The sequence below is a fragment of the uncultured Sunxiuqinia sp. genome, from assembly GCF_963974515.1.
Classification (GTDB): Bacteria; Bacteroidota; Bacteroidia; order Bacteroidales; family Prolixibacteraceae; genus Sunxiuqinia.
The window spans coordinates 68,089-82,127 of sequence record NZ_CAXBDD010000002.1; the positions used below are offsets into that span (position 1 = coordinate 68,089).

Below are 14,039 nucleotides of genomic sequence, written 5' to 3' on the forward strand. Positions count from 1 at the left end.
CTACCGATAATTGTTTTTTCAAATTCGACGTTTTTTGTGTTGTAAAACACATTCAGATACGGACCTACCTAATTTACTTTCCACTCCTCATCGTTTTATAATGAATTCCTCCGAATTAAAGTCGACGGATTGCTCACTTGTTCTTTGGATCGTTCAGAAACCATTTTAGCCAACGTTTTTCCCATAAGCTGAAAATCAGTCGAAATAGTTGTAATTCCTCCAGCGACTACTTCTTTTAGCATGGTGTCGTTAAAAGAGACCAGTCCAAAATCCTGCCCTAGCGTCAGTTTATTCTCAGCCGCCATTTTTACTAATTTTACCAGGTTTCGGTCAGAAGGAACAAAATAAGCTTCTCCCCTTTCAATTGGACGATTAATTAAACTTCGTACAATTTCGTATTTAATCTTGTGCTCCTCACAGTATTTTTGAAAGCCGGTCATTCGTCCTTCCGGCTCTTTTCCTCCCGGAAAAACCATCACTAGTTTTTCGTATTTTTTCAGTAAATCTTCGCCCGATTGCAGCGCCTCGTAAACATCCGCTTCAAAGTCCTGATAAATGACCGGATAGTCGGCCAAATCAGCCTTTTTTCGATCTAAAATATAAACATTGTCTTTGGGCAAAACCGAAAGAATATCGACTGTATAATCAAAGGTAGCCGGCATAATAACATAGGAAGTATAATTGCCGGCAGCTTCCAAAATCAAATCCTTAAAAAGCTGAAAATTAAAATGGTGAAAATAAATATCGACATTAGATTTGATATCGAGGCTATTCAGAAAAGAGGTATAAACGTCTTCTTTAAAGGCGTTCAACTCATCAAAAAGCAGAAAGATTCGCTGATCAACATTCACTTCTGTACTGTTGATATAGTATCCCTTGCCTGGAATGGAGCTGATAATTCCTTTTGCTTTCAGCTCATTAAAGGCCACCATCACCGTATCGCGTGAAAGATCAAATTCAGCACAGATCTGGTTTAAGGAAGGAATTTTATCGCCTAATTTGAGGTTTCCGTTTAAAATACCCTGATAAATTGAATTTATGATCTGGCGGTATTTCGGTATTCCGAGCGTATCATCAATCTGTATATTCTTCACAAAGTTTGTTTTTGTTTAGCTAAGAAGCCCAAATTTACAAATTTTCTCCAATTTTTATCAACCAGTACCCACCAGTAAGTATCATTTATTAAATTTGTAGACTTATCACTTAAATTTGACAAAAATGAAGATAACCAGTAAAACATTTGGCAACCTGCCCAACGGAGCTCAGGCTGATTTGTTTACCTTGAGTAATGACCACAGTGTTGTGATTAAAGTGACCAATTATGGCGCCATTATCACTTCCATTGAAACACCTGACAAGAGTGGAAAAACCAGCAATATTGTATGTGGCTTTGAAAGATTGGAAGATTATCTGAGTGAAGAGTACCTGGGCAGCTATCCATACTTTGGCTCTATAATCGGGCGAAATGGAAACCGCATTGCCAATGGAAAATATAAGATTGACGGCATCGAGTACAATGGGGCAATCAATAATGGGCCCAACCATCTGCATGGCGGACTGGAAGGTTTCGATAAAAAATTGTGGAAAGCCGAAATGTTTGAAAATGAAACTGAAGTTGGTGTAAAATTGACTTACACCAGTGTGGATGGCGAAGAAGGCTACCCGGGAACTTTGGTGACAAACTGCATTTACACCTTGAACAACGAGAATGAACTGGCTATTAAATACGAAGCTGAAACCGACAAGAAAACCTTGGTCAACCTCACCAACCATAGCTACTTCAACCTTACGGGTGGCCAGGAAAACATCAAGAATCATGAGCTGGAACTTTCAGCCAGCAAGATGACTGAAAGCGTGGATTTGATACCTACGGGGAAAATTATTCCGGTTGAAGGAACTGCTTTTGACTTTACCAGCAATAAAAAGCTTGGGCAAGACATTGACAGCTTGCCTGATGGCTACGACCTGAATTACGTATTGGACAATGAAGAAGGGAAATTTGTTTTTGTCGGACGATTGAAAGAAGCCACAAGCGGACGCCAGGTTGAAGTGTACACCACCCAGCCGGGGATTCAGGTTTACACGGGCTACTGGATTCCGGAACTGACCATCCGGGGAGAAAAGAAATTTGGAAGTTATGCCGGCGTAGCGCTGGAAACCCAGCATTATCCTGATGCACCCAATCACACCGAATTTCCGTCAACGGTGCTGGCCCCAGGCGAAAAATACGAAGAACAGACCGTTTATAAGTTTGGGTTGATTGAATAGGATCAAATCAATGGCTCTAACTCGCTAGGGCAACTATGTAGTTATTTGCTAAGGCATTTTGATGATTATTGAAGCCCTCAGAGTTTGAAAATCCTGAGGGCTTTTTTCTTTTCAGTTGGACCTGTGAAAAAAATTGTATTTTTGGCTCCTACCGAAAAAATAATTAAATCAAGGCGAATGAAAACGATTATAGAGCTCTTTGAAACCAGTGTAAGCAATTACGGCGAGCATATTTATTTGTGGGAAAAGAAACAGGGAGGCTATCAGGGAACGACTTACCGGCAGACACGTGAAGAAGTACTTCAATTGGCTGCAGGCTTTTTATCAATTGGTATTGAAAAAGGTGACCGGATTGGCTTGGTTTCAGAAGGCCGAAACCAATGGATTATTAGCGAACTGGGCATGTTGTATGCCGGCGCTGTCAATGTTCCCATGTCAGTCAAGCTCGATGAAGCGAGCGAGTTGAAGTTCCGCCTCTCACACTCCGGTGCACGCATGGTTATTGTATCCAAGGGGCAGGCCGCGAAAATTGAAGCCATTCGCAACGAAGTTCCTACGCTTGAGAAAATAATTTACCTGGACAAAAAAGAAGATTTAGGTCAAAGCGACCTCTACTATGGTGATATCATTGAAAAGGGAAAAAGTTTTCTGAAAGAGAACAAGAAAAAGCTCGAAGCAGTTTACCAAAATATTCAACCCAACGATTTGGCCAATATTTCCTACACTTCAGGGACAACCGCCGATCCCAAAGGAATCATGCTAACGCATCTGAACTATGCGGCCAACACCATTCAATCGAACTCGCTGATGGATATTACTTCGGATTGGAAAACGCTGGCCTTCTTGCCTTGGGACCATTCCTTTGCACATACTGCCTGTCTTTACTGTTTCATGTACAATGGCGCCAGCATCGCATCGCTCGAGGTAGGTTCAACCCCCATGGAAACGCTAAAAAATATTCCAAAGAATATCAAGGAAATTCAACCTAATATTTTGATGAGCGTCCCAGCTGTTGCCAAAAATTTCAGAAAAGGCATTGAAACCAACATCAGGCAAAAAGGAAAAACAGCCGAAAAACTATTCAATCACGCTTTAGATATTGCCTATAAATACAATGGTTTTGGGCATGACAAAGGTAAGGGAATGCGTTTCATCTACAAACCCTTGATGGCCTTTTACGATAAAATATTATTTTCAAAAATAAGGGAAGGTTTTGGAGGAAACTTAAAGCTGTTTATTGGCGGAGGAGCCCTGCTCGATATTGAATTGCAGCGATTTTTCTACGCGATTGGAATGCCCATGTGCCAGGGTTACGGACTTTCTGAAGCATCGCCGGTTATTTCATCGAATGCGTTGCACGCCATCAAGTTTGGCTCATCGGGTAAGCCCGTAAAATACATGGAGCTGAAAATTGTGGACGATGAAGGAAAGGAATTGCCCACCGGGCAAAAAGGTGAAATCATCATTAAAGGCGACAACGTGATGCTGGGCTACTGGAAAAACCCGCAGGCTACGGCAGATACCATTAAAGATGGCTGGCTACACACCGGCGACATGGGCTATGTAGACAAAGATGGCTTTCTCTATGTCCTGGGGCGCTTTAAAAGTTTATTGATTGGAAACGATGGAGAAAAATTCAGCCCCGAAGGGATTGAGGAAGCCCTTATTGATCAGTCAAAATTCATTGACCAGTGCGTGCTTCATAACAATCAAAATCCATACACTTCGGGCATGATTGTTCCAAACATTCAGGCAATTAACCAAGAATTGAAGCATAAAGGTGTTACTCCAGGAACCGACGAAGGCTATGTTGAGAGCATTAAAATACTCTGGGCTGAGTTAAACAAATACCGGCCAGGCGGAGAATTTGAAAACCAGTTTCCACAGCGTTGGCTACCTGCAACGGTTGTTATCCTTCCAGAAGCATTTACAGAGAAAAATCACCTGCTGAACTCCCTGATGAAAATAGTGCGCGGAAAAATTAACGAGTACTTTGCTGAAGAATTGGAATTCCTTTATACACCCGAAGCCAAAAACATGATTAACGATCGCAACATTGCTGCGATTCGAAAATGGAACAGTTGACTTAACCCCCCTTCCCTCACCCGGAAGTACAAATTTTAAATCATGAAACTAGCCTTTCTAATCATACTAATCTGCCTTCCAGTACTCTTTTTTGGACAGGCACACCGCTGGCATGGGACCAACCAAGATGCTCGCTATCCAGACACCGATCTTTTGGATGAATGGCCCAGTGACACGCTACCAATCAAACAGACCTACAGCGGCATCGGTGAAGGTTATGGGTCGCCCTCCATTACCGAAGCCGGTTTGTTTATTGCCGGCATGCACGATTCAACGGGCTATGTTTTCCATTTTTCTCATGACGGTGAAATGGTCTGGAAAACTGAGTATGGTCAGGATTTCACTTTTCGATTTCCCGGATCGCGTGGCACGCCTACCTTGGACGATGGCAAACTCTATTACTCAGGAGCCTATGGCGATGCTGTCTGCCTGGACATGAAAACCGGCAAAATAATCTGGCACGTCAACATTTTTGAAAAATATGGAGGTGAGCTGATCAAATGGGGCTACACCGAGTCACCATTGGTTTACAAAGATTTGGTTATTCTGCAACCTGGCGGTCAGGAAGTTTCTCTGGTTGGGCTAAACAAATATGATGGTACGGTGGTTTGGGAAACCGAAGTGGAAGGAAATGCGAATGCTTATAGCACGCCGCGGCTTATCGAGCACAACGGAAAAACCCTTTGCTTGCTCAATCTCGATTTCAACTTGGTTTTGTTTGATCCGAAAACGGGCGTGGTGAAACTAAAACATGCATTGACCGAAAGGCGCGGTAACCACTCGAACGAACCGATATATCAGGATGGACAAATCTTCTACTCTTCCGGCTACGGAGAAGGTTCGGTCATGTATAAAATTAACGATGCCACACAGCAGTTGGATACACTGTGGCAGAATACCGATTTCGATTCGAAGTTGAGTGGAATACAAGTGGTTGACGGATTGATTCACGGCACGGCGGATCAAAAGAAACACTGGGCTGCCTTACGGTGGATCGACGGAGAAGAAGTTTTTACGACTCGCGAAATAAAACCGGGCGCTTTTGTAATGGCCGACGGCAAATTCTTTATTTTCACTGAAACAGGAGAAATCGCCTTGGCCAAACCAACTCCAGAGGGGTTTGAACTCATTAGCCGTTTTGAAAGTCCTGAATTTCCAACCGTTCATGCTTATTCACATCCAGTAATTTATATGGGAGACTTATTTGTCCGATTCAGTAATTCCGTCTGGCGATACAAAATTTCAAAATGACATCCGGCATGCTTTGATCATAGTATAAATGAAGTAGTCAAAATTCTAGAAAAAATAGAACGTTCAAATAAAAAAGTTAAAATACTAATTACAATTCCTATCTTATTGTTTTATAGTAATATAAACAGACGTATTTTTGGAATAAACAAATCTTCCAGTCAATAAATCACTCCTAATAACAGCATTTTTAACATTCGTTAAGGTATTTGGAGCATACGATTTTATATTCAGGTGATGCACGCTAACAATATGTATATCAATTTATTGCAGCCATCCATTCATTCCACCGGCTTAAAATAAAATATAAAAAGGTACGGAAATCACGTATTGCAGGTTGCTTATAAATTGGCGTTTATTTGTCGCGTTGCTAGCAGTGAACAAAAGGAAACATAACCTTTAAAGTAATTTGATCCCTGGATAAGAATGTGAGCAAGAAGTGTTGACATTCTCATCCGTTGCAGACTCTTTCATTTTTTTCCGTTAATCCATTTTTTTACTAAAAGACAATTTTAATACACAAGTATGAAAACGAATGCGTTATTTCTTCTTCTCTTTTTTTATGTGATCAGTGTCGCTTATGCTCAGTCCAATCAAATCCCGTTAATAGGCGCTAAAGCACCCGTATTTACAGCACAAACAACCAATGGTGAATTAACATTCCCAAGCGACTTCGGCGAAAGCTGGAAAATACTTTTTAGTCATCCGAAAGATTTTACGCCAGTGTGTTCTTCTGAGCTTCTTGAGTTAGCCTACATGCAAAAAGAACTCGATTTATTGAATGTGAAATTCGCGATTATTTCAACTGATGATCTATCGCAGCATAACATGTGGAAAGCCCATCTCGAAGAGTTGGACTACAAAGGTAGAGGAAAGCAAACCATCCAGTTTCCCATCATTGATGATTCATCAAAGAAAGTTTCCATCACTTATGGCATGCTACACGCGCCGACGAGCACCAGCCGCGATATTCGCGGAGTGTACATCATTGACCCTCAAAACACGGTACGCTCAATTAACTTCTATCCGATAGAAATAGGACGGAACATCACTGAAATTGAACGAACCATTCTTGCCCTCCAGGCAGCAGACAAAACCAAGTTACTGACACCTGCCAACTGGACGACGGGAGATGATATGATGGTCCCACACTTTCCTTATACTCAAAAAGATTTGGCAAATAACCCGGACTTGAAAAATGAATATTATAATGTGGGAGACCGAATGTGGTTTAAGAAAGTTAGTAAATAGCCCAAACTTAGGTTGAGAATTTTTGCGATTATTTTCAATTGTTTGAGGGCATTTAATTTAACAGCAGCAGGAAGGGGCTTTTAGGGCCCCTTTCAATTTTTTACTATTCCCTGCTCCATTAAATCTCTGATAAAATTGTTTTAATTCTTTTCCATGATTCATCGCGGGCCTTTTTATTGTCACCCAATTCTTCAGGGGCGTCGCCCTGACGCATGTAGGCATGACCTGCGCCGTCATAAATTACATAATCATAGATTTTTCCGGCTTCTTTCATCATCTTTTCCGTTGCCGGAATGCCCGAATTGATGCGGGAATCATTTTCACCATAAAAACCGTAAACAGGGGCCGTTATCCGCTCAATTTCTGAAGCTGATTCCGGGGCACTGCCGTAAAAGACCAAAGCTGCTTTCAGCTTGTCGTTGTTGGTGGCAAACCGAAAGCTCTGCGAACCACCCCAGCAAAAACCGATCGCTACTGTTTTTCCATTGCCTGCCTGCATTTTGGCCGCATAGGATTGCACGGCATTCAAATCGTTTTTCACCTGTTCCGGAGCTAACTCATAAATGGCGTTGCGGGCATCATCTGATGAAGGAAAATCGCTGGTTTTTTGATAGTCGGTTGAGAAGTCCGACAGCATATCAGGTGCTACAGCAATGTAACCAGCCTTGGCTAATTGGTCGGAAAAACTTCGCACCCAATCTGTTAAACCGCGATTTTCGTGAATTACAATGGCAACAGTTGCTTCTTTGGAGACTTCGGGGAACACCACAAAGCAGTGAACTTCCCGCTCGCCGGATTTTACCTTCACCCATTCGTGATGACGTGGTGACGCTTCCAACTGTCTACGGGCAAAATCCTGCGCATTTGCCTCACTCAAAAACAGCACAAATACAATTAGACTGACTATTTTTACCATGATTTTTCATTATTGGTTATCAAAGGATTAACAATAACTCAAGTCGTATTGTTTGTAAAGAGGAGTAGAGAAGTATGAACCTAAAAAAATCCTTATCATCCGTCAAATCTATGGTTAGTTACAAAGAAGGTAAAATCGCGACACCCAATGGCTCAAAACGTCGGCGTTTCCCTTTTCTTCGCGGAAAACGTCTACAGCCCGAGCACTTCAGGTCCCTGTTCAAAAACAATATCAACAGGAATCCCAGCCTCACTAATTCGATCCAGATCGGCCTGTAAACCTTCGCGGATGAATCCCATTTCTTCAATCATCGCTTTTGCTTTTTCATAATCACCATCGCCTTGTACTGTCAAAATCAGGTCGGACAAATCCAACATGGCTTGTTTCATCTTTTCGTAATTCACGCGGTAGGTTCCTGTCGTATCATCGCGCTCAAAAGCTCCTTTTTCCTGGAAATAGTAAAAACGAATCATATTGGCTTTTCCGTGGGCGCTGGCGGCTCCAAAGCGTACCGAACGGAAAATGCCGGCCATGAAAGTAACCATATTGTCCATCAGATCCTTGTCAGTAAACTCGCCCAATTCGTTCAGTTGATAAACGGCCCAAAGGCCCAAAATATCGGCCTTACTTTCTTCTATCGAGGTGTAGGTTTCCTTGAGCGCTTCACGAACAGTCTGATTTCCATTGATTGTACTTCCCAGCCCCAAACCGTGCGCCACTTCATGAAACATGGTATTTTCAAAAAACGCGTCAAATTTTACATGTTCACGCTGGTCTTCAGCAATCAGCAAATCGGTAATTGGCATTAAAATCTGGTCGAACTTGGCTTGCATCGAATTCTTTAATTGCAATTTGCGACTGCCCTTATTGGCCCGAACTTGCTCATCGTTAGGCAGGTTGATGGCGATGGTTTTACTTCCGGCGTTACAATCACCGGCATAGTATATGGCGTCGTATGCATTCAGGTCCGAATCCGAGCCGGGTGTCTCTTTTTTATAGACTTCTTGTGTTGGCAACGCCTTTTGAAGGTCGGGCAACAAGGCAGCATACTTATCGAGTCGGGCGCTCCACGCTTTGTCTTTCACTAAAATGAACGCTTCGTGAGCTGCTTTGTAGCCAAAAAGTTGGTCTTCGTAGTTTTCAATGGGCCCTACCACAAAATCAATCGTATTGTTTTTCATGTCCATCCAGGCCACATCGCTTTCATAATACTCGTCGGTCAACAAAGCTTCGGCGCGCAGTTCAAGGTACTTTTTCAGTCCGGGGTCTTCGGCTAACTCCGACGCCTGGCGAATCGCTTCAACCGCCTCGCCAATCTGTTCTTGAAAAGCTTCGTGATACGGGATGGCTGTTAGGTTTCTATCCTCATCACGACGGATCAAAGTATACTGGCTGGTTTTTGTGGGCTCATCCCAGGCTTCGAACTCAGCTTTCGTCATATCAGCCGGATAAAAGTTTGCCCCAGCTGGCTTTTCCCCAAAATCTTCCAAAAAAGCTTCATTGTCATTCAGCCGTTCCCAGGGCCCATAGTTGATTTTGATAAACTTCCCCATGGCAGCCTCTGAAGCTTGAGACAACACCGATTCTTTTTCGCCAAAGGCTTCAATCCAAAAGATATCGTCCATGATTTCTGCTGCTTTGAATAAATGAGGCAACATTTGTTTCTCTTTTTCGGTCAGTACCGAAAGATCTGTTGTCAGTTGAAATGAGACAAATGCATCGGCCTTCGAAGCGATTTCGCTTTTCACTGTATCCTCTTGTTTGGGTTTGTCGGTGCAGGAACTCATGAAGAGTCCGGCTCCCACCACCGTTAAAAAAATCAATTTATTCATTGTAGTTTATTTTCAGTGATTATTTCTCAAAACCATAATCCCGGTCAACCAGGGCAATGCGTGTTTTATAGCTTTTATACCAGCGCTCCTTTCCTAACCGCTGCGCAAAAACGTGGTCTGCATGTATTTTCCAGTTCCGTATTGATTCAAGATCTCTCCAATAAGATATCGTCAATCCCAGTTCATTCCGTGCAGATTCGACGCCCAGAAAACCGTCTTGCTGTTTTACCAGGGCCTCCATTTTTTCAGCAAGTTCCGCGTATTCCTTATCATCTATATCAGTTCTGACAGAGCTAAATATTACGGCATAATAAGGAGGACGGGGAGTTTTTGCAATCATTTTCGTTTCAATTATCAAATCACAGCATTATCTTGCTTCAAAAGAATGCAAAGTACTATTAGAATTGAACGAGCTATAAAAAATAAGGCACCGCCATCCCTTTAGCTACGAGTAAGTCATTCAGGCAATAGAAATCGGCGATGGCCCGGATATTATCATGCCCGGCGAGTAGTTCACCAGGAACACGAACGTACAATACCACAAGATAGCGGCCATACTTTCCTTTGCTGTCCTTGATGGTCTCCACGATAGCCAATGTTCCTTTCTTGACGAGCGATTTGACAAATCCGGAAGCCGCCACTCCCAACAAGTATTCCTCCGAATCTCTTTTTACACCGTAGACCTCCGGTGTGTCTACACCGTAGAGACGGACGCGTTCGTTACGAACCCACACACTTAATCCCAGGTCTATGTCAATGTCGTAAGTGTCGCCATCGACTATCCGTTGTATTTCTGCCTGATATTGATACATCGTTTGCATTTTTAAGTTACGAACGATAATTTACAAAAAATGCTGCCAAAATTGGCAGCATTTTAAATATTATTTCGGAAGTTGCATTCCCTTTTCTTTGGCCATTTTTTCCAGTCTTTTCTGGAAGTTTGATTTTTTAGCTGGCCCTTTCTTTTTATTAGCTTGCAGTTGCGCCCTGATTTTGTCCTCATCAATCATGTACCGAAACAAGTACATTTGACCAATGGTAATGATGTTAGCCAGGAAGTAATAATAGCTCAAACCTGATGAATAATTATTTAGAATGAACAGGAACATGACCGGCATCAGGTACATCATGGTCTGCATGCCCGGCATTTGCTGGCTACTGGCCGCCTGGGAGTTCATCTTTGTTGAAATGACGGTTGTCACAGTCATCAGCAGACAAAACAAACTGACATGATCGCCATAAAATGGAATCTTAAATGGCAGGCTCATAATCGAGTCGTACGAGGACAAGTCGGTTGCCCACAGGAAGCTTTCCTGACGCAATTCAATCGACGTTGGAAAGAAAAAGAACATGGCAATCAGGATTGGAAACTGTAGCAACATGGGTAAACAGCCCCCCATTGGATTAACTCCCGCTTTTTTATACAAAGCCATGGTCGCCTGCTGCTTTTCCATGGGCTTGTCTTTGCCAAATTTCTCGTTCAGCTCATCAATCTCTGGTTTCAAAGACCGCATTTTAGCCTGCGAGATGTAAGACTTATAGGTAAATGGAAAAACAATGAGCTTAATAAAAATGGTTAGCAGCAAAATGATAATCCCAAAATTATCAATGTATTTCATCAGAAAGTTAAAGGTTGGGATAATCAGGTATTTGTTAACCGGACGGACTATTGCATAGCCCAGGTCAATCAGGCGCTCAAGCGACAAGTCATACTGGTTCAGAGTTGTATAATGGTTTGGCCCGAAGTAAAACTGCATGTTGTGGTCTTCCTGCGAATTTCCTTCGTAAGGAAAAGCAATATCCGTGAAATAACGGCCCACATATTTCGGGTCATCTTCCAAGTATTCGTAACGAACATCAGCTGTCGGGAACGATTCATCAGCAATAATGGTAGAGTTAAAAAACAATTGTTTAAAACTAACCCATTTCACCTTTGTTTTTAAGGTTTCTTCACTCGACTTGGCAGCACTTAGTTTTTCCACATCATCTTCAAAAAACTTGTAGCTAATGGTGGTGTAGCGGTCTTCTCCATATTCCGATTTACGTTCCAGGCGTGGCGCTGCAAATGCCCAATTGAAGTTCAGGTAATTGGTGTTTCGCGATAGCAGCTCATTCAATCCGACATTGCTCACATCAAAACCAACCAACCAGGAGTTGTGTTCCAGCGTGTACTTATACTCCATGTAGCGTCCGTTTCCGGCATTCAGGCGCATGCTCAGCGTCTTGCTTTCCCCTCCATATTCTTCATTGAATTTCAAGCGACCCGCTTTCCCTTTTGGGACCTCGGGCCCACTTACAATAATGCGATCCTGCTCGACAGAAGGAACAAAGTATAAATCATCGGTACGGATACTGCGATTTTCGGAAAAGAAGTTGAATCCAAACAAATTGTCATCGCCCTCAAACAACATTAATGGTAAAGAGTCGTAGGTTTGATAATCTTTCAGCTCAACCGAATAAATTTTACCCCCCTTGGTTGAAATGGTAACCTTCATCAGGTTGTTTTCCAAGGTGATGAATTTTTCTTCTCCAGTTGCAGCTTCGCCAAAAGCGCCAAACTGGTCACGTCCATTTTTTGAAACAACAGCAGAATCTGATTCTGTGATATTTTCAGGCTGAGCATCCTGCTCCATGGCTTTGATTTGAGCTTGGACCTCTGCCTCTTTTGCACGTGATGCTTCCACTTGCACGATGGAATCCTGCCTTCTTCTGGCTGCTTCAATCTCTTCTTCCGAAGGTCGGTTTAAATAGCTGAATCCAATCAGGATCGTAAAAATCAGCACAATCCCGATAATCGTATTTCTATCCATTTTAAATGTTTTTTTTTCTTTATTTAGTGCTTAAAGTTGCTTTAATGAAGGCAACAAATAGTGGGTGTGGATTTAAAACCGTGCTGCTGTACTCCGGATGGAATTGAACTCCAATAAACCATTTGTGGCTCATAATTTCCATTGCTTCAACCAGATCCGTATCCGGATTGATTCCCACGGGTTTCATATCCGATTGTTTGAACGCCTCGAGGTAATGGTTGTTAAACTCATAACGATGCCGGTGACGCTCGCGAATATCCGTCTTTCCGTAGGTCTTGTAAAAATTTGATTTTTTATTGACGATGTGGCAATCGTAAGCACCAAGTCTCATGGTACCGCCTTTTTCCGAGATCCCTTTCTGGTCTTCCATCAGCGCAATCACAGGTGCGGTGGTTTTGTCATTCATCTCCGTTGAATCGGCTCCGGTCATTCCCAATACATTGCGGGCATATTCAATAACAGCGATTTGCATTCCCAAACATATTCCTAAAAATGGAATATTGTTTTCGCGAACGTATTGTGTGGCCTTAATTTTTCCTTCAATACCACGATGTCCAAATCCCGGCGCAATAATCACTCCGTCCAACCCCTCCAATTGTTCTTCAACATTTTCCGGCGTTAACTCCTCCGAATGAATCCATTTCAAATTAACTTTCGCCCGGTTGGTAGCACCTGCATGAACCAAGGCTTCCGCAATTGATTTATAAGCATCCTGCAGTTCAACATATTTTCCTACCAGGCCAATTTCAACTTCTTGTTCCGGATTTTTGTGTTTTCGCAGAAATTCGTTCCATTCTTTTAAATCCGGTTCGTTTTTCGTTGGCAATTTTAATTTTTTCAATACCGTCAGATCAAGTTTTTCTTCCAGCATCTTATTTGGAACCTCATAAATCGTAGAAACATCGATCGACTGCACAACTGCATCAATATCAACATTGCAGAAAAGGGCGACTTTCTTACGAATACTGAGGTTCAGATCGTGCTCCGTACGCAAAACCAAAACGTCGGGCTGGACCCCATTTTCAAGCAGCATTTTAACCGAGTGCTGCGTAGGTTTGGTTTTCAGCTCGCCCGAAGCGGCCAAAAAGGGCACCAAAGTCAGGTGAACGACCAATGCATTGGAGCCTAACTCCCATTTCAACTGGCGAACAGCTTCTATGTAAGGCAGCGATTCAATATCGCCAACAGTTCCACCAATTTCGGTCACCACAATATCGTAATTGCGCTTGTTTCCAAGAAATTTGATTTTCCGCTTGATTTCATCGGTGATGTGCGGAATGATTTGCACCGTTTTTCCAAGGTAATCTCCCCGACGCTCCTTGTTGATCACCGATTGGTAAATCCGGCCGGTTGTCACATTGTTTGCCTGCGAGGTAGGCACATTCAAAAAACGTTCGTAATGGCCTAAGTCCAAATCCGTTTCGGCACCATCCTCAGTAACAAAGCATTCACCATGTTCATAAGGATTTAGCGTTCCCGGATCAACGTTGATATAAGGATCCAATTTTTGGATAGTAACAGAATAACCTCTGGCTTGCAATAACTTAGCTAACGAGCTGGCTAGAATTCCTTTTCCTAAGGAGGAGGTCACACCTCCCGTTACAAAGATGTACTTGGTTGCTGACAAAA

11 protein-coding genes are annotated in these 14,039 nt (G+C 42.6%); 4 read left to right on the forward strand and 7 right to left on the reverse strand.

The features are described 5' to 3' along the window. Nucleotides 1-95 precede the first annotated feature (95 nt). Nucleotides 96-1,094: a GntR family transcriptional regulator gene (locus tag AAC033_RS01025; RefSeq protein ID WP_339734425.1), complete on the reverse strand. Its 999-nt coding sequence runs from the start codon at nucleotides 1,092-1,094 to the stop codon at nucleotides 96-98. Between the two features lie 124 nt (nucleotides 1,095-1,218). Here AAC033_RS01025 and AAC033_RS01030 point away from each other — a divergent pair, with 124 nt between their 5' ends. The 4 genes from AAC033_RS01030 (at nucleotide 1,219) to AAC033_RS01045 (ending at nucleotide 6,852) form a co-directional block, all read left to right on the forward strand. Then, nucleotides 1,219-2,268, forward strand: a complete 1,050-nt coding sequence (locus tag AAC033_RS01030; protein ID WP_339734427.1) for an aldose epimerase family protein — start codon at nucleotides 1,219-1,221, stop codon at nucleotides 2,266-2,268. Nucleotides 2,269-2,445: 177 nt separating this feature from the next. After that, the gene (locus tag AAC033_RS01035; protein ID WP_339734429.1) at nucleotides 2,446-4,353 is read left to right on the forward strand and encodes an AMP-binding protein; all 1,908 of its coding nucleotides are present in this window, start codon (nucleotides 2,446-2,448) and stop codon (nucleotides 4,351-4,353) included. A gap of 42 nt (nucleotides 4,354-4,395) precedes the next feature. After that, nucleotides 4,396-5,604 (forward strand): PQQ-binding-like beta-propeller repeat protein, encoded by a 1,209-nt coding sequence (locus AAC033_RS01040; protein WP_339734431.1) that lies wholly within the window; start codon nucleotides 4,396-4,398, stop codon nucleotides 5,602-5,604. A 522-nt stretch (nucleotides 5,605-6,126) separates the two neighbouring features. Further along, nucleotides 6,127-6,852: a redoxin domain-containing protein gene (locus tag AAC033_RS01045; protein WP_339734433.1), complete on the forward strand. Its 726-nt coding sequence runs from the start codon at nucleotides 6,127-6,129 to the stop codon at nucleotides 6,850-6,852. A gap of 118 nt (nucleotides 6,853-6,970) precedes the next feature. On the opposite strand, the gene AAC033_RS01050 is transcribed toward AAC033_RS01045, so the two are convergent. From AAC033_RS01050 to AAC033_RS01075, 6 genes are all read right to left on the reverse strand, one after another. Beyond that, nucleotides 6,971-7,768: a dienelactone hydrolase family protein gene (locus tag AAC033_RS01050; RefSeq protein ID WP_339734435.1), complete on the reverse strand. Its 798-nt coding sequence runs from the start codon at nucleotides 7,766-7,768 to the stop codon at nucleotides 6,971-6,973. Between the two features lie 191 nt (nucleotides 7,769-7,959). Beyond that, a complete protein-coding gene (locus AAC033_RS01055; protein ID WP_339734437.1) occupies nucleotides 7,960-9,600 on the reverse strand; it encodes a Zn-dependent hydrolase in 1,641 nt (546 codons plus the stop codon). A gap of 19 nt (nucleotides 9,601-9,619) precedes the next feature. Further along, nucleotides 9,620-9,940, reverse strand: coding sequence for an antibiotic biosynthesis monooxygenase (locus AAC033_RS01060; protein ID WP_339734440.1), 321 nt, complete (start codon nucleotides 9,938-9,940; stop codon nucleotides 9,620-9,622). A gap of 73 nt (nucleotides 9,941-10,013) precedes the next feature. Beyond that, the gene (locus tag AAC033_RS01065) at nucleotides 10,014-10,412 is read right to left on the reverse strand and encodes a thermonuclease family protein (protein WP_339734442.1); all 399 of its coding nucleotides are present in this window, start codon (nucleotides 10,410-10,412) and stop codon (nucleotides 10,014-10,016) included. A gap of 69 nt (nucleotides 10,413-10,481) precedes the next feature. Continuing rightward, nucleotides 10,482-12,410, reverse strand: coding sequence for a membrane protein insertase YidC (gene yidC / locus AAC033_RS01070; protein WP_339734444.1), 1,929 nt, complete (start codon nucleotides 12,408-12,410; stop codon nucleotides 10,482-10,484). Nucleotides 12,411-12,429: 19 nt separating this feature from the next. Then, entirely contained in the window at nucleotides 12,430-14,037 is a 1,608-nt protein-coding gene (locus AAC033_RS01075; RefSeq protein ID WP_339734445.1) for a CTP synthase, read from the reverse strand. Nucleotides 14,038-14,039 lie beyond the last annotated feature (2 nt).